This is a genomic window from Candidatus Symbiopectobacterium sp. 'North America' (assembly GCF_015762685.1).
Lineage (GTDB): Bacteria > Pseudomonadota > Gammaproteobacteria > Enterobacterales > Enterobacteriaceae > Symbiopectobacterium.
The window spans coordinates 1-15,988 of record NZ_PEHF01000095.1; the positions used below are offsets into that span (position 1 = coordinate 1).

At 54.2% G+C, this 15,988-nt stretch carries 14 protein-coding genes, 1 tRNA gene and 5 pseudogenes; 11 read left to right on the top strand and 9 right to left on the bottom strand.

All coding sequences use genetic code 11. From position 1 onward, the window contains the following. Positions 1-71 precede the first annotated feature (71 nt). A tRNA-Trp gene (locus tag CS369_RS19865) sits at positions 72-147 on the top strand. Positions 148-233: 86 nt separating this feature from the next. After that, positions 234-1,247 (top strand): annotated as a pseudogene (locus CS369_RS24105) (DUF1176 domain-containing protein). A 119-nt stretch (positions 1,248-1,366) separates the two neighbouring features. Here the strand turns inward: CS369_RS24105 and CS369_RS19880 are convergent. From CS369_RS19880 to CS369_RS19905, 6 genes and pseudogenes are all read right to left on the bottom strand, one after another. Beyond that, a pseudogene (locus CS369_RS19880) lies at positions 1,367-2,126 on the bottom strand (amino acid ABC transporter ATP-binding protein). A gap of 7 nt (positions 2,127-2,133) precedes the next feature. Next, positions 2,134-3,214, bottom strand: a pseudogene (locus tag CS369_RS19885) (amino acid ABC transporter permease). An 8-nt stretch (positions 3,215-3,222) separates the two neighbouring features. Next, positions 3,223-4,401, bottom strand: coding sequence for an amino acid ABC transporter permease (locus CS369_RS19890; protein ID WP_196908411.1), 1,179 nt, complete (start codon positions 4,399-4,401; stop codon positions 3,223-3,225). Between the two features lie 85 nt (positions 4,402-4,486). Continuing rightward, positions 4,487-5,512, bottom strand: coding sequence for an amino acid ABC transporter substrate-binding protein (locus CS369_RS19895; protein WP_196908412.1), 1,026 nt, complete (start codon positions 5,510-5,512; stop codon positions 4,487-4,489). A gap of 329 nt (positions 5,513-5,841) precedes the next feature. Then, entirely contained in the window at positions 5,842-6,507 is a 666-nt protein-coding gene (locus tag CS369_RS19900) for an amino acid ABC transporter permease (protein WP_196908413.1), read from the bottom strand. 24 nt (positions 6,508-6,531) lie between these two features. Then, a pseudogene (locus CS369_RS19905) lies at positions 6,532-7,292 on the bottom strand (amino acid ABC transporter substrate-binding protein). Positions 7,293-7,585: 293 nt separating this feature from the next. On the opposite strand from CS369_RS19905, the gene CS369_RS19910 reads away from it, so the two are divergent. From CS369_RS19910 to CS369_RS19945, 9 genes and pseudogenes are all read left to right on the top strand, one after another. Then, positions 7,586-8,029: an RcnB family protein gene (locus tag CS369_RS19910; protein WP_196908414.1), complete on the top strand. Its 444-nt coding sequence runs from the start codon at positions 7,586-7,588 to the stop codon at positions 8,027-8,029. A gap of 246 nt (positions 8,030-8,275) precedes the next feature. Beyond that, complete coding sequence (locus CS369_RS19915) at positions 8,276-8,884, top strand: NAD(P)-dependent oxidoreductase (RefSeq protein WP_196908415.1); 609 nt, start codon at positions 8,276-8,278, stop codon at positions 8,882-8,884. 391 nt (positions 8,885-9,275) lie between these two features. Continuing rightward, entirely contained in the window at positions 9,276-9,800 is a 525-nt protein-coding gene (locus tag CS369_RS19920) for an ATP-binding cassette domain-containing protein (RefSeq protein WP_196908416.1), read from the top strand. Then, complete coding sequence (locus CS369_RS19925) at positions 9,754-10,116, top strand: hypothetical protein (RefSeq protein ID WP_196908417.1); 363 nt, start codon at positions 9,754-9,756, stop codon at positions 10,114-10,116. Before CS369_RS19920 ends, CS369_RS19925 begins: the two co-directional genes overlap by 47 nt. Before the next feature lie 279 nt (positions 10,117-10,395). Further along, positions 10,396-10,953, top strand: a complete 558-nt coding sequence (locus CS369_RS19930; RefSeq protein ID WP_244665127.1) for an ABC transporter permease — start codon at positions 10,396-10,398, stop codon at positions 10,951-10,953. 165 nt (positions 10,954-11,118) lie between these two features. Beyond that, complete coding sequence (locus CS369_RS19935; protein WP_244665128.1) at positions 11,119-11,973, top strand: ABC transporter substrate-binding protein; 855 nt, start codon at positions 11,119-11,121, stop codon at positions 11,971-11,973. A gap of 33 nt (positions 11,974-12,006) precedes the next feature. Next, positions 12,007-12,345: pseudogene (locus tag CS369_RS24715) on the top strand (amidase family protein); the annotation flags it as partial. 62 nt (positions 12,346-12,407) lie between these two features. Next, positions 12,408-12,572 carry an amidase family protein gene (locus CS369_RS24720; protein ID WP_280514836.1) on the top strand — a complete coding sequence of 55 codons (165 nt, stop codon included), beginning with the start codon at positions 12,408-12,410 and terminating at the stop codon, positions 12,570-12,572. A 253-nt stretch (positions 12,573-12,825) separates the two neighbouring features. Then, the gene (locus CS369_RS19945) at positions 12,826-13,656 is read left to right on the top strand and encodes an isochorismatase family protein (RefSeq protein ID WP_196908418.1); all 831 of its coding nucleotides are present in this window, start codon (positions 12,826-12,828) and stop codon (positions 13,654-13,656) included. A 3-nt stretch (positions 13,657-13,659) separates the two neighbouring features. Here CS369_RS19945 and CS369_RS19950 read toward each other — a convergent pair whose 3' ends face one another. From CS369_RS19950 to CS369_RS19960, 3 genes are read right to left on the bottom strand one after another with little or no spacing between them, the layout of a single operon-like run. Continuing rightward, positions 13,660-14,106, bottom strand: coding sequence for a ketopantoate reductase family protein (locus tag CS369_RS19950; RefSeq protein WP_196908419.1), 447 nt, complete (start codon positions 14,104-14,106; stop codon positions 13,660-13,662). Beyond that, positions 14,066-14,365, bottom strand: coding sequence for a 2-dehydropantoate 2-reductase N-terminal domain-containing protein (locus tag CS369_RS19955; RefSeq protein WP_196908420.1), 300 nt, complete (start codon positions 14,363-14,365; stop codon positions 14,066-14,068). Before CS369_RS19955 ends, CS369_RS19950 begins: the two co-directional genes overlap by 41 nt. Beyond that, a complete protein-coding gene (locus CS369_RS19960; protein WP_196908421.1) occupies positions 14,365-15,960 on the bottom strand; it encodes an ABC transporter substrate-binding protein in 1,596 nt (531 codons plus the stop codon). Before CS369_RS19960 ends, CS369_RS19955 begins: the two co-directional genes overlap by 1 nt. Positions 15,961-15,988 lie beyond the last annotated feature (28 nt).

Here is a 15,988-nt window from a genome sequence, read left to right on the forward strand (position 1 = left end):
GTCGGTTAGAATACCTGCCTGTCACGCAGGGGGTCGCGGGTTCGAGTCCCGTCCGTTCCGCCACCCTATTTAGGGGCGTAGTTCAATTGGTAGAGCTCCGGTCTCCAAAACCGGGTGTTGGGAGTTCGAGTCTCTCCGCCCCTGCCAGATAGACAAAAAACCTTCCGTCGAAAGACGGAGGGTTTTTTGTTTTGTTTAAATCTATCTTCATGCGTTGGAAAGGAATTCCAGTGATGAATACTGCTTATCGGTTTCACGTCACGTCTCGGCAGGGGCTCTGTGCTGGCCTGTTTTTTGCCCTGCTTCTTACGATATCCTCGGCTGTCGCCAACTATGATTCCGTGTATTTCACCCATAAAGAATGGGATTTGGTGTGTAATAACACGCTGACTTGTCGTGTGTCGGGCTATTCTCCCGACAGTGTGACATTTGGTGTTAGCGTCTTATTAACGCGTAAAGCTGGCGCTGGCACGCCGGTGGATAATTGGGTAATGCTGAGCGATGGGTTGGGTGACGATGAGGTGCTGGCGACACGTGGTGCGCCGCAATTGATCATTGATGGTCGTATACTGGGTGTGTTGCAGTAGGCCTCTGATAGAACCAAGATCCGTTGGCGTATGAATGCGACGCAGTATGCTGTTTTTCTTCGAGCGCTGCGTCGTGATAAGCCGATTGTGTTTAAAGATAAGCTGGCCGAGTATCCCCTTTCTAATGCAGGATCCAGCGCCGTATTGCTGCAAATGGATAGGGTTCAGGGAAGAATAGGTACGCGCGGCGCGATCTATAAAACCGGCACAAAGGGTGATTTCAACGTTAAAGCACCGATTGCTGCACCGGTGATTATTAAAGCGCCCGTCACAGACCAGGCGGCACGCGACATGACCGCACAGGAATTAGCACGGTTCAAACCACCGCTGATGAAAACCCTGGTAGGGGATGATGCTTTCGACTGCACCGACGATCAACTTAACAGTGACCATTTGCCCTGGCAGATTGCTCGCTTGAATAAAACGCAGTCCCTGGTCATCGCGCCTTGCTGGATGGCTCCTTATAACGGGGGCTCCAAATTCTGGTTGGTGGATAACCTGATGAAGCGCCCTGCACAACTGATTGACGTCGGTGTCTCCAACGACTACCAGGATGGTGCCATTGTATGGATTATGCGCGGGCGTAGCGTGGGGGATTGCTGGTCCACCAAATCGTGGCAATGGAATGGCAAAGTCTTTGTGTACAGTGCTAAAAGCTAGACCGGACGCTGTCGTTATATCCGCAGTGGGGGCACATGAGATCTTCCGATGCGGGTATCAACCTTTAAATAGTGTGCATTCGGTAAACGGCCCACGCCTGACGCGGGCCGTTACACCAATTAGTGCAGGATCTGCGACAGGAAGGTACGTGTACGTTCTGAACGTGGATTGCTGAAAAATTCTTCCGGCGCAGCCTGTTCCACAATTTTCCCCTGATCCATAAAGATCACCCGGTCGGCTACCGTTTTAGCGAAGCCCATTTCATGTGTTACACACAGCATTGTCATGCCGTCTTGCGCCAACCCGAGCATGGTATCCAGCACTTACTTTACCATTTCAGGATCAAGCGCTGAGGTGGGTTCATCGAACAGCATAATTTTCGGCTTCATGCACAGAGAGCGGGCAATCGCTACGCGCTGTTGGTGCCCACCGGAAAGCTGGCCTGGGAACTTGTGCGCATGTGCGGCAATGCGCACGCGTTCCAGATAGTGCATCGCCAGTTCTTCCGCTTCTTTCTTCGGCATATGGCGCACCCAGCATGGGGCCAGCGTGCAGTTTTGCAGCACGGTCAGGTGTGGGAACAGGTTAAAGTGCTGAAACACTATCCCCACTTCGGCACGGATCTTCTCGATATTGCGCAAATCTCCATCCAATTCGGTACCATCAACCATGATCTTGCCTTGCTGATGCTCTTCCAGGTGATTGATGCAGCGAATCGTCGTCGATTTTCCAGAGCCAGACGGCCCGCACAGCACAATGCGCTCCCCCGTGCTTCACGTGCAGGTTGATGTTTTTCAGAACGTGGAATTGGCCATACCACTTGTTCACATTGTCCAGTTTGATCATATAGTTATCAGATTTTAATGCGTTCTGGTTCATAAGAGCCTCAATGTGACTTGTGTCCGGTGTTAAAACGTTTTTCCAGATGCTGGCTGTAGCGCGACATGCTGAAACAGAAGATCCAATAGATCATGGCAGCAAAAACATAGCCTTCGGTCGACATCCCCAACCAGGTAGGGTCAACGGTCGCCTGCTGAATACTGCTGAACAGATCGAACAGGCCGATGATGATGACCAGACTGGTGTCCTTGAACAGCGCGATGATGGTATTCACCAGACCAGGAATGACCAGCTTCAGCGCCTGAGGCAGGATGACCAGCCCCTGCATACGCCAGTAGTCCAGCCCTAATGCAGCGGACGCTTCATACTGACCTTTCGGCAATGCCTGAAGCCCGCCTCTGACCACTTCTGCCACATAGGCTGACTGAAACAGGATGACGCCGACCAGCGCGCGCAGCAGTTTATCGATGCTGGTGCCTTCGGTGAGAAACAGCGGCAGCATCACCGAGGACATAAACAACACGGTGATCAGCGGCACGCTGCGCCAGAATTCGATAAACACCACGCACAGGATACGCACCACTGGCATGGTTGAACGTCTTCCTAACGCCAATGCGCCTGCGATACCAATCGCCGCGATGATCAGGGTAAGTGTCAGCCCAGCCCCATTGGCGCGTTTCTACGCGCGTTAGCCCACCGAATCCACCATACAGCAGCCACCAGGCCAATAATGGGTAACACACCGCCCAGATAGCGATATAGCGCCCACGGCGCGGCATGCGACGCCAGAACATTGGCAGGATACTGAGTAAGCCTAAAACCAGCGCAAAGTTGATACGCCAGCTCTCTTCCGCCGGGTATAGCCCGTACATAAAGTGGCCGAAACGTGCCTGAATAAACACCCAGCAGGCACCGTCGCGGGTGCAGTCAGCGCGGGTTTCACCGACCCAGTTCGCCTGTAGTAGCGTCCAGTTCAATAGCGGTGGAAGAATGTGCCACAATAGCCAGAAGCAGAGCAGCGTCAGCAGGCTGTTTGGGATGCTGGAAAACAGGTTTTTTTTGGCCCAGTGCCACAGCGCAAAGAGCGGAGCCTGGCGGTGTGGTTGTGGTTGTGACAATGTCGTCATAGCGGCCTCTAGAGTTCTACGAGCGCGATTTTGCGGTTATACAGGTTCACCAGCAGGGAGATGATCAGGCTGATAATCAGGTATACCGACATGGTAATAGCAATGGTTTCAATCGCCTGACCGGTCTGGTTGAGCACGGTGCCGGCAAACAGGGAAACCATATCCGGGTAACCAATCGCAGCGGCGAGCGACGAGTTCTTCACGATATTCAGGTACTGGCTGGTCAACGGCGGGATGATGACGCGCAGCTCCTGCGGTAAAATCACCTTACGCAGCGTGATCGGATTGGGTAGCCCCAAGGTGCGAGCCGCTTCATGTTGCCCGTAGGAGACAGACTGAATGCCGGAACGGATAATCTCTGCGATAAACGCAGAGGTGTAGAACGACAACGCCAGCGTCAACGCCGCCAGTTGCGGGATCAGCACCATGCCGCCCTGGAAGTTGAACCCCTTCAACTGCGGAATATCCCAGTGCAGTGCAGGACCAAACAGCGCGTGGCTCACGCCAAGGAGTACCACCAACAGTGCCAGAACGATAGGCCAGGTGCGGTGATATTGTCCGGTAAGAGTGTGAATCTGTTTATTGCGCCGATACAGAATAAAGCCGACCACCAACGGAATGAGCAACGCGAAGAGAGCGCCCAGCGCGCCGGGGCCAAATTCTCCGGCGGGAAGGTACAAACAGCGGTTACTCAGGAACGCAATATCAAGCGTGTTAAGCGCCTGGCGCGGACCGGGAAGGTTACGCAGTACGGCAAAATACCAGAAGAAGATCTGCAAAATCGGGGGGATATTACGAAACGTTTCGATATAAACCGTGGACAGTTTGCGTAACAGCCAGTTATCCGAGAGCCGTGCCAGCCCGAGCATAAAGCCCAGCACTGAAGCGAAAACAATACAGAGCGCTGAAACCAGCAGCGTGTTGAGCAGCCCTACCAGAAACACGCGGGCATAAGTATCGCCCTGCTGGTAGTCGATAAGGTGCTGAACAATACCGAAGCCTGCGCTGTTATTCAGAAACGCGAAGCCGCAGTTAATACCACGCTGGGCCAGATTGGTTACGGTGTTGTGCAACAGATAACCCGCCACGGCAATCACAATAACGATGACGAGAAGTTGATACAGCCAGGCGCGCACCGCTGGATTTGATAGTGAAAAATCACGTTTCACGGTTGGGCGTTGTTGCATGCGAGTGCCTCAATAGCAGGAACACGGAAAAAGCGGGAATACCGAGGTGCCGCACACTGGCGCGGCACCCGTTTTCTGTTAGCGATTAACGCACTGCTGGTGCGTACTGGATACCGCCTTTGTTCCACAGCTCATTCAGGCCACGTTTGATTTTCAGCTCGCTGTCCATACCGACGTTGCGTTCGAAAATTTCACCGTAGTTACCGACTTGCTTGATGATTTTGAAGGCCCAATCGGATGGCAGTTTCAGATCTTTGCCGTAGTTGCCTACGTGACCCAGCAGGTGAGACATGTCCGGGGTGGTCAGCTTGGCGGCCAGCGCGTCAACGTTCTTCGAGGTCACACCCATTTCTTCCGCATTCAGCATGGCGAACAGCGTCCAACGTACGATCGAGAACCACTCTTCATCACCGCGACGTACGACCGGTCCCAGCGGCTCTTTGGAGATAACTTCCGGTAATACGATGAATTCAGCCGGTTTGCTCAGCTTGATACGCAGCGCGTACAGTTGAGACTGGTCGGACACCAGGGTATCGCAGCGGCCGGACTCCAGCGCTTTGGCGCTTTCGTCAGAGCGGTCGAAAGTGACCGGGGTGTATTTCATGTTGTGGGTTTTGAAGTAATCCGCCACGTTCAGTTCGGTATCGGTACCGGCCTGAATACAAACGGTTGCGCCGTCGAGCTCTTTCGCGCTGGTCAGGCCCGCTTTGTTGTGGGTCAGGAAGCCGATACCATCGTAGTACGTCACGCCAGTAAACAGCATGCCCATCCCGGCGTCACGGGAAGAGGTCCAGGTGGTGTTACGCGACAGAATATAAACTTCACCAGATTGCAGTGCGGTGAAACGCTCTTTAGCGGTCAGCGGGGTGTATTTCACTTTGCTGGCATCGCCAAACACGGCGGCAGCGACGCCGCGGCAAACGTCTACGTCAATACCGGAGTATTTCCCGCTGGCATCTGCATAGGAGAAGCCAGGCAAGCCGTCACTGATACCACACTGAACAAATCCTTTTTTCTGAATGGCATCCAATGTTGCACCCGTATGGGTTTGATTGATGACAGCGAAAAGGGATGCGCCGGCAACCAGCGTGGAAAGTAGCATTCTTTTCATAATGATCCTATGTAGCTCAGTCGTTGTGTGTTGCTGTGCGGTAGCAGCCATCCGGCTGCACCATTCCTGTCTGTCGGCACCGTTGTTTTGTCAGACGGTAGCGTGCCGTGACAGGATTAAGCAAAACCGATGCCAATAATTTATTTTTATGATAAATAACAAGAAAATAGAAAAATTGCCGAGTCGCGATAAGGTTTATTCGGTTGAGGTGCACTTAAATGGCACTTTGCTGCAAAAGATGCGCTATTTGAGTGCAAAGTGCCCACTTTTGGGTGAAGGAACTGCGCGGAGAAAAGCCACCTGCCACAAGGCGAGGCAGGGAAGCAAAATCAGTGGGGAATGTGGCGTTGATAGTAGGTTTCGAGCCGTGTTTGCAGCTTGCTCAGTACTGTGCTGAACAGCAAATAGATCAGCGCTGCTTCCACATACAGGATCAAGGGTTCGTAGGTGACGGAAACAATACGCTGTGCCGCCAAAAACATCTCCGGGACCGTGATGACGGCGGCGAGCGAGGTGTCTTTGATCAGCGAAATGAATGTATTGGAGAGCGGCGGGATAGAGACAAAAATCGACTGTGGAATAATCACCCAGCGCAGCGTCTGGCGTCGATTCATACCCAGCGAGGCCGCGGCATTCCACTGACCGTTAGCCACTGAAAGGATAGCTGCGCGCACGATTTCCGAACTGTAGGCACCCACGTTGAGCGTGAAGCCAATCAGTGCAGCTGGAAAGGCATCCAGCGTGATGCCTGCATTAGGTAGCCCATAGAAAATTAAAAACAACTGCACCAGCAACGGCGTGCCGCGAATCACCCACACGTAAAAATCCGCCAACCATTTCAGCGGCTTGGGTCCATAGAGACGGATCAACGCCACCAGAATGCCCAGTGCTAGCCCGAGCACAAAAGAGAGAATGGCGAGCGGAACGGTAAACTGTAACCCAGCAGAAAGCAGACTCCAGAAGGATTCTGCCATAAGTTGTAGCCATGGTGGCATCAATAGTGACCTCGAACACGACGATTATTGGGAAACATCTTCCCCAAAGTATCGCACCGCTATCGTTTTATAGGTACCGTCCGCTTTGATTTCATCCAACGCTTTGTTCAAGGCGGCCACCTGTTCCGGCTGGTTTTTGCGCACCAGAATCCCTGAAGGATCACCTTCAGCAGTGGTTGCTGCCACTTTGACCTTGGCATCCGGCTGAAGTCCAGGTATGACAGATTGTCATTCAACGTTGCTTCGGCACGCCCACTCAGCACCAGTTCCAGCGATTGGTTAAAACCGTCGGTGGGAACAATTTCGGCACCGTGGCTGCTGGCCAGTTTGGAGAAGTTGCTGGTCAGGCTCTGTGCCGATTTACGGCCTTTCAGGTCAGCAAAGCTTTTGATGGTATCGTTGTCGCTACGTACCACCAATACCGCTTTGGAATCGATATAGGGTTTGGAGAAATCAAATTTGGCCTGACGCTCTTGAGTGATACCCACCTGGTTAATCACCGCGTCATAGCGCTTGGCGTCCACACCGGCAATCAAACCGTCCCAGCGACCTTCCACAAACTCGGCTTTTACCCCCAATTTTTCAGCAACAGCACGGCCGATATCCACATCGAAGCCCTGAAGTTTTCCTGATTTATCATGGAAAGAGTAAGGCGCATAGGTGCCTTCTGTACCGATCTTGAGTACGCCAGGGGCCTTGATGGCGCTGAGATCGTCTTGTGCCTGTGCTGCTGTACTCGCCATCAACAGTGCGCCAGTGAATGCTGCTAAAGCAAGTGTTTTCATTGCGTTTACCTATCGTGTAGTGGAGAACGTCATATAATGTTCGATGCTAAATAATCTACGACGTAAGCCATAAGGTTCTAAATCACATTCGACGATGATTTAGAACTGAAATGAATATAGCCCAGATGCTGATTTCTGCGTTTTAGCCGTGCTTTTTGCTATTGGGCCTTGAGTGAGGAAAGCGTTAAGCAATGTAAAGTCACGTCAGGCGCCGTGTAATTAGGAATACAGTAGATGTTCGCGCGTATAGTAGCGGCAACGGCGGCTACCGTCGTTATCTTGAGGATACGCACATGCGCAAAACCATTCTGACGCTCGTCATGACCGCTCTGGTTCTCGGTCCACTCTCTGCTTCCTTTGCTTATGCGCACGGTCCTGAAGGCCCGAGAGGCGAAGGGGGACGTCATTGGGATGGCGGCCCGCGCGGCAATGGTGGCCCCGGTTGGGATCGCGGGCGAGGGCACGGTCCGCGCTGGGATAATGGCCCAAGGGGCGGTTGGGGGCGCTATGATGACAGGCGCGACCATTTCCGCTGGCGTGGCTATGATTTTCGTGCCGGGCATCCGATCCCTGGCCCGTACCGCGGTGATCGCTACTGGGTGCGTGACTGGCGCGGCTATGGCCTGCCCAGCCCTCCGCCGGGCCACCAGTGGCGCTATATCGACGGCAATTACGTACTGAATTCGGTGGCAAGGGGCGTGATCACCTCCATTCTGCTTAATCAGGCCTTCAACTGATACGCTTTTAACGGTCGATCATCCCGGTGCTATTCGTTTGATAGATTGCCGGGATGCCTCGGAATTGCTCCCTTTTTCGTACGAATCCAACCGCATTCGCGTACCATATTCCGGATATTTGTGCGAATGCTGCAACAGTGCTGCTCGGATATCAGGCCTTATCTTGTTCACGCGATGTCTTACACTAAGGTCAGTGGCAAGCTCAACCGATGAGCTTGGTAAAACGATCTGATTACGGAGAACACGATGAAAGTTGCCCTGATTGGTGCAACCGGCATGGCCGGTAGCGAAATTCTGAAAGAGTTGGTGGCGCGTGGTCATCAGGTAACGGCGATTGCGCGTAACACAACCGCCATCCGACAGCATGACGCCGTGACGCCTCTGGCATTAGATGTCAGCGATCGCGATGGATTAAGCGCCGCTCTGCGCGGTCATGATGCTGCGATCAGTGCGGTACGCTTTCAGGCGGTCGAACCGTCGCAACTGATTGAGGCCGTCAGCCAGTCGGGCGTAAAACGCTATCTGGTGGTGAGCGGTGCAGGCTCGCTCGAAGTGGCGGGCACCCGCTTGCTGGATACCCCAGACTTCCCCGATGCTTATCGCCCGGAAGCCACGCGAGGCGCTGAGTTCCTGGCTGCGCTGCGCCAGCACGATGAGCTGTCATGGTCATTCCTGTCGCCTTCAGCGCTGTTTATGCTGGGACCGCGCACCGGGCACTTCCATCTGGGCAAAGATACTCTGCTGGTCGATGAGGCGGGCAATAGCGCTATTTCGGCGGGTGACTTTTCCGTCGCGCTGGTGGATGAACTGGAGCAGGGCAACCACCTGAAATCGCGCTTTACCGTCGGTTATTGAGGTTGCTGACAAACCTAGCTAACACGCGCATTCCTACATACTCCCTGTCATTCCCGCGAAGGCGGGAATTTCCTACAGACTAAACGTGTTCATTCTGTCAGAGGTCCCCGGCCTCAGCCGAGGACGACGAAGAGGCTGATAGGTTTTGTCAGCAGTCTGAGCGTCTGCCTAAAAGGCAGACGCTTTTTTTATGCCTGAAAGGGGGAGACTAGCGGTGTACTCGTTTGCTGGTGCGGTCTGATGCCAACCTGATGGAAGGAATGACAATTTTGATAAGTTTGTCGTATTAGACAAGTTTGACAAGTTATTGAACGGTGAAGTGCGCGCAATCGACATCCTTGTTATCCGGCTTTGCGTTTTGGCAGTCGGAAACACCGTTAGTCAGGAGTGTATGATGACCCTTTCACCTGAAAGAGAAAAAATGCCTTCTGGCGATCCTGCCGCTCCCGTGGTGGCGATTGCCATGAAAGGCGTAAAAAAACAGTTTTTAGATCGCGACGATAACGCAGTCGACGTTATCAAAGACATTTCCCTTGATATTTATCACCAGAAATTTATCAGCATTGTCGGGCCGAGCGGTTGCGGCAAAACCACCATGTTTAACATTATCGCGGGGCTGCTGCCTTCGACAGCGGGCGAAATTCAGGTGTTCGAACCGTACTACGCCATGCCCGGCAAAGGGCGAGTGGGTTACATGTTGCAAAAAGACCTGCTGTTTCCGTGGCGCACCATTCTGGATAACGTCTGTCTCGGACTGGAAATCAGCGAGATGCCGAAGAAAGAGCGCCACGAGCGGGCGATGACCTACCTCGATAAGTATGGACTGGGCGATTTTGCTTATGCCTATCCCTCTACGCTGTCAGGGGGGGATGCGTCAACGCGCGGCGTTGATCCGCACGCTGGTTATCGATCCTGACATCATTCTGCTCGACGAGCCTTTCTCGGCGCTGGACTACCAAACCCGACTGGTGCTGGAAGAGGAGATCCTGACGATCCTCAACGAATACGGCAAAACCGTGGTGTTGATCACCCATAACATTGGTGAAGCCATTGACATGTCCGATCGCATTGCCGTGATGTCACAGCGGCCAACCTGGAACAAGAAAACCTACGATATTGGCCTCGCCAAGCGGCACGGTTCCGCCATGGGCGCGCGTAAAGATCCCGAGTTCCAATCCTTCTTCGATGCGATCTGGGCTGATATGGATATCCAACTGGGGGATCATGCATGAACAAGTCTGTCGTCGTTACTGATAAAACGGCCTCGGGTCGTTCACCTCAGGGAAGTCAGCGCAGAAAGCGCTGGCTGTCGCTACTGCGTGACAATGGGTGGCGTGCCTTACTGCTTGCCAGCATTGTAGCGTTGTGGCAGCTCGGGGTGAATGCCGGCGTGGTCAATGCATTCTTAATGGGCTCTCCGGCAGGGATCTGGCAGGAGTTTGTGCGCCTGGTGGGTAACGGTGAACTGTTGCAGAACACCTATGTCACGGTGTATGCCACTGTGACCGGGTTTGTGCTGGGCAGCTTGCTCGGTTCCCGGGCTATTGCTATGGCATACACCGACGCTGGCGCGCATTCTCGACCCGTTTTTCATCGCGCTCAACAGCCTGCCGAAGATTGCGTTGGCCCCCATCATTATCATTTGGTTCGGCTCCGGGCTGTTTTCCAAAATTGCGCTGGCCTTTATCGCTACCTATGTCGTGGCGCTGCTCTCGGCGTGGCAGGGCACGCACCAGATTGATGATAGTCAGGTCAACCTGATGCGCTCCCTTGGGGCCAATCGCAACCAGATTTTCCGCAAGGTGGTGGTGTCGTCTACCCTGCCATGGATTATCGCCGCTTTCCGACTAAACATCGGTTTTGCCCTGATTGCTGACATCGGCGGCGAGTTCATCTCTTCCGATTATGGTCTGGGGAAAATGATTTTCGTCGCAGGCAATCTTTTCAATCTCAATGTGGTGTGGGTCGGTGTCTTTACGTTGCTGGTGGTCGCCATCGTGCTCTATCTGGAGGTGGTTCAACTGCAACGCTGGCTGCTGCCCTGGGAGCGTCAGCAAACACATCGCTAGTGGTATCCGTTCCGTTGTTCCTTAACTGGTTAAGAAGGAAAGTGAGATGAATAAAATCGTTGCATGGGTGTGCGCGGCGCTGTTTAAAGCGGGTTCTGTCAATGCGTCAGCGGCTGATGCCAAGCCCGATCGCGTGCTGGTGACTGAGGCGTTCCACTCTACTTGTTGTACTTACCGGTATATTTTGCCAAACACCAAGGGTTATTCGAAAAAAATCAGATAGACGTAACGTCGATTCGCTCGGCGGGTTCAGGCCCGACCGCGCTGGCGGCGGTGCTGTCCGGTGAAGCGCAGTTCTCCGTACATGGCCCTGAACATGTCGGGTTCGCCCAGCAAAAAGGCGGTAAGGCCAAGGCGGTGAGCGCGGTGGCCAACAGCGCGCCAGTATGGATTGTGGCTAAGCCCGATTTCAAATTCACCTCACCGGCGGATTTGAAAGGCAAACGTGTGGTGGTGGGGCTGGCCCCGGGAACCTCTAACACGCTGTTGCTGCGCCTGCTCGGCCAGACCGGGCTAAACCCGAAGACGGATGTGGCGATTAATGAAATGCAAAACGGTTCTGAGTTGGGGCCATTGTTAGCGGGCCGTGCGGATGCCGCCGTGGTGTATGAACCGCAGGCGGATCAGGGTGTGGGGCAAGGGCTGAAAGTGATTTACGATTTCACCCGCGACTATCCTGAGTACGCATTCTCTACCATCAATACCTCAGAGAAAATGATTGCTGACAACCCGCAATTGGTGGCGCGCTTCGTGAAAACCATCAACGAATCTCTGGCGTTTATTCATCAGAATCCCGATGTTGCCAAACAGGTGGCGCGCCAGGAATTCGCGGCATTGGACGGCAGCGTGCTGGATGCGGCGGTACAGCGGATGATCGACAGCAACGTCTATCCGGCCAACGCTGTCATTTCGCCAGAAGCCTTTACCACGGCGATCGATATTCAGAAATTTGTCGGCAACATCACGCAGGATATGCCTTATACGCAAATCGTTGACGGTCAGTTTGCTGCCAAGCCATAACAAGGACATCAAGGCATGAACGCTATATTGGGTATGAAAACCATATTGGATGCCTCGCCCTTTGCCACGATTGCCGCCACCCGGCGGCAACTGGCCGCGCGCAAGGTTTCTCCAAGCGAGTTGTTGAGCCATTTTCTGGCGCGTATCGAGCAACGCGATTGCGACATCAAGGCGTGGCGCTATCTGGATAAAGAAGGGGCGCGCCAGCGCGCCCTGGAATTGGATCAACAAATGGGGGCCATCGCCTGCAAGTCCGCACTGTTTGGTATCCCTTACGGTGCCAAGGATATCTTCCACACGCGCGGTTTACCGACGGAAGGCGGCTCTAAGGTGCTGGAGGGTAATATCTCCAGTGAAAACGCAAGCGTGATCGATAAGCTCGATGGCATGGGGGCCCTGCTGCTGGGGAAACTGACCACCACCGAGTTTGCCCGCTGCCCAAGACCGGCAATGCCTGGAACCCGGCGCATACCCCCGGTGGCTCAAGCAGCGGTTCTGCCGCTGCCGTTGGTGCGCGTATGGCGCTGGTGGATTTGGGTATGCTTTACCAGCAGATAACGGACTGGCATGCTTGCCTGCCGCCACTCTGTCAGGCATAACAGATGATCACTGACTTACCTAAAACAGTCATTCCCGCGAAGGCGGGAATCTCTTACGGAAGAAACGCGTTTATTCTCACAGAGATCCTCGGCTTTCGCCGAGGATGGCGAGAGGGAAGCCAAGGATGACGAGGAGTAAAGTGACTTTGTCATCAGTCTGCGCCTTCTCTTCAGAAGGCTGCTCGCGATCACACGTGCAGGGATCACCGGTTTTGTCTACAGCACGCTTTTCCGGTCAATGGGACACTATGTAATGTACGATAAATTATTGACGGTTTCTGATGCGGCTAAAATGCTGGGTATCTCCGCCAGCACGCTGCGTCGGCTGGAAGATAACGGAAAAGTCAAAACCTATGGGCTGAAGGTGGTTTACACCCCCGGCGGTCAGCGCCGTTACCTTGCCGACGAGATTCAGCGCGTTTTTTCTCAGACCAGTTTTGCCCACAAAATAGGCTTTGGCTCCAAAGCGGCGATTTTGGTGCGAGATGTGACCTATGCCTATATGGACTCCGGCTCGACGCTGGCGATTGATACCCCGTTTGATAAAGCGGGGCTGCATCGATTACTGACCATGGCGGCACAGCGTGGGTTACCGACGATGTTTACCCGCACGGTTTATCGGCCAGAGCATCCCTTTTCCTGGCTGTGGGGTAAAAAATACCCGTTTATTACCACGCTGACGGAAGATGCCTACCTGAACCGCATTATTGATGAAGCGCTGGGCGATGCGCCCTTTGAGCGTAATCACTCCACCTGCTATGTGTCCGATTTTTATGGTCATGATTTGGCCGCATGGCTGAAGCAACAAGGCATCGACACCCTTATTTTGGGCGGCGTGACCGCCAGCGGCAGTATTCGTGCCACCGCTATTGAAGCGTTCCAGATGGGATTCCATGTGATGTTGCCGCGCGAAGTGATTGGCGATCGCAGCCAGTCGTTGCTGGATTTCACCCTGCTGGATCTCAATGCGCGCTATGCCGATGTGCTAAGCCTTGAAGAAGTATCCGGCTGGCTGGCAACCTTGCCGATGGCGGTGAGCGAGTCAACGACCCGTCACCGCCAGCCTGATGCCCTGAGTGAATAACCGTTACTCTACGGCGTCCAAGATATTTTCCGGTGCGGGCGTGAGCGTGCCATTTTCAATGGCACGCACCCGGTCATACACGGTTTGGTTTGCCGGAACCGGGATGCCGAGTTCTGTGGCACGTTGAACAACCAGGCCGTAGATCTCATCGATTTCCGTGCGGCGACCTTTCTCAATATCCTGCCCCATGGACGGCCGTTGCCCGGCCGCGCCGCGCTGCGCCGCATCGATCAGGCGCTGTTCGATCCCCGCGAATGCTGCCTCATTACCGTCTGCGGCGGCGGCAAATAATGCGGCAGGAATAGCACCGAGCGCGGTCAGCGAATAGCCTAATCGTTGTCCGACACGCACTGCCTCGCCCGCCACCTCGATGGAAAAACGCCGCAGTTGCGGGTGGTTGTCCAACGCATTAATGGTCAATCCCGTGGCGGCAGAAACGCCATTGCGCATCGCATTGACCGTCAGTTTGGACCTCGAGCGGCGGCAGTGCCTTCAGACTGTCAATCTCGTCGTCGGCCAGAATACGTACCGGCACGATGACGTTATCCTGTGGCACGGCGCCGTCAATGCGCAGGCCGTTGCGCCGTGTAGCGTCTACGTGTTCCGGCCAGTGGTCGATGAGCGTCACGTTTTCTCCCGCCGCGGCCAGACGCGCACCAATGAACCCGCCTACCGCGCCAGCACCGACAACTGCAATGTGGGGAGCCATCACTGGCCCTCCTTATCCAGCCAGGCGTTTTTCAGCGAACTGAAGGTTTGGTCTGGCGTGTCGCTGATGCCGTGCAGGTGCGAGCTGTATACGGTCTGACGCTGTAACTCGAACAACGGCAGGTTAGGCAAATCCGTCATCGCAATGCGTTGCCATTCATGGAACGCTTTCAGGCGGTTAGCGGGGTTGGTGTCGGTTTGTGTGGTTTTGATAATCGCATCCAGCGTCGGGTTGGAATAACGCGCTCCGTTGGTGTTGGGCACACCTTTGACAATCGAGTCGGTGCCATACAGGCGGTATAGTCCCATGGCGGGATCGATCATCGCGGAGAACTGCCCGGCACGGGTTTGGAAATCATAATCGGTGTAGATCCGACGGTAGTAGGTTGGGGTATCCTGCGTGCGCAGTTTTAGCGTCACGCCTACCTGTTTCAGGTTCTGGCGCAAAAACTCTGCGGTATTTTGCAAGGATTCATTGTTGCCTTCATAGTCGAAAAACAGAGAGAAGCGCTCACCGTTGGCACCGCGCGGGTAGCCTGCCGCATCCAGCAGTTGTTCCGCCTTCTTGGCGTCGTAGGAGTAATGCGGCACATCATTGGTGAAATACTTTTGATAATGCGGAACAGGGCTGGTAGCCACTTTGCCAATGCCGTACCACGCACTGTCGATCAACCCCTGACGGTCAACCGAGTAAGCCAGTGCCTGTCGCACGTTGACCTGCCGTAGGATCGGGTCTTGCGTGTTGAATTCAAAGGTAAAGAACGGGGAGAGCCAGTTATAGCCTTCGCTGGTAATTTTCAGCGCCGGATTTTTTTTCAACCGGGCAATATCGGCCAATGGAACCGGATCAAACGGGCCGTATTTTACCTCTCCGGTTTCAAATGCAGCAGCTCGTGACGCATCGTCTGGGATCAGGCGGAAAATCAGTTTGTCGAGATAGGGTTTGCCCTGATCCCAATAGTTTTCATTACGCGCCAACTCGATGAACTCGCCCCGACGCCAGCTCACAAAGCGGAACGGGCCGGTACCGATCGGCGCAATATTGTGTGGGTTTTTCAGCGGATCGCTGCCTTGATACAGATGCGCGGGCAATACCTGCGATTCTGCCGCACTCAGTGCGCTGAGCAAGATCGGCGACGGTTGTGACAGTTTAAAGATCGCCGTCAGCGGGTCGGGCGTTTCTACATCCACCAGATTGGCAAAGGTGGTGCGCCCGCGCGGGTGCAGTTTTTTCCACAGTTTCAACGCGCTGTAACGAATATCCTGTGAGGTAAAGGGTTCTCCATCGTGCCATTTTACGTTGGGGCGTAAGTTGAAGCGCACAGAGAGACCGTCTGCGGAGGTTTCCCAACTCAGCGCCAGACTCGGCTGCGGGTTCATCTCTTTATCGTAAGAAAGCAGACCATCGAACACATTGGGCGATACTGCGTTAACCGAGAAGTGGTTGTTAATGGCACTGCTCAACACGCTCGGTGCCGGATTGATGACGGCGATCAGTGTGCCACCGCGCACTGGTTTGGCGGCGTAGGCCAGACTGCCGCCCAACAGCAGAGTCCCTATTAACAGGCGTGTCAGAAAACGAATGTACTTAGGCATGAAATTTCCCCTTACTGGTGTGTAATGA

Coding starts and splice junctions, on each gene's coding strand:
- CS369_RS19915 (WP_196908415.1), top strand. CDS start 8,276: ATGAAAGTTGCCCTGATTGGTGCAACCGGCATGGCCGGTAGCGAAATT.
- CS369_RS19955 (WP_196908420.1), bottom strand. CDS start 14,365: ATGGCTCCCCACATTGCAGTTGTCGGTGCTGGCGCGGTAGGCGGGTTC.
- CS369_RS19890 (WP_196908411.1), bottom strand. CDS start 4,401: ATGCAACAACGCCCAACCGTGAAACGTGATTTTTCACTATCAAATCCA.
- CS369_RS19895 (WP_196908412.1), bottom strand. CDS start 5,512: ATGAAAAGAATGCTACTTTCCACGCTGGTTGCCGGCGCATCCCTTTTC.
- CS369_RS19925 (WP_196908417.1), top strand. CDS start 9,754: ATGCGTCAACGCGCGGCGTTGATCCGCACGCTGGTTATCGATCCTGAC.
- CS369_RS19960 (WP_196908421.1), bottom strand. CDS start 15,960: ATGCCTAAGTACATTCGTTTTCTGACACGCCTGTTAATAGGGACTCTG.
- CS369_RS19920 (WP_196908416.1), top strand. CDS start 9,276: ATGATGACCCTTTCACCTGAAAGAGAAAAAATGCCTTCTGGCGATCCT.
- CS369_RS19900 (WP_196908413.1), bottom strand. CDS start 6,507: ATGCCACCATGGCTACAACTTATGGCAGAATCCTTCTGGAGTCTGCTT.
- CS369_RS19945 (WP_196908418.1), top strand. CDS start 12,826: ATGTACGATAAATTATTGACGGTTTCTGATGCGGCTAAAATGCTGGGT.
- CS369_RS19910 (WP_196908414.1), top strand. CDS start 7,586: ATGCGCAAAACCATTCTGACGCTCGTCATGACCGCTCTGGTTCTCGGT.
- CS369_RS19950 (WP_196908419.1), bottom strand. CDS start 14,106: ATGCGCAATGGCGTTTCTGCCGCCACGGGATTGACCATTAATGCGTTG.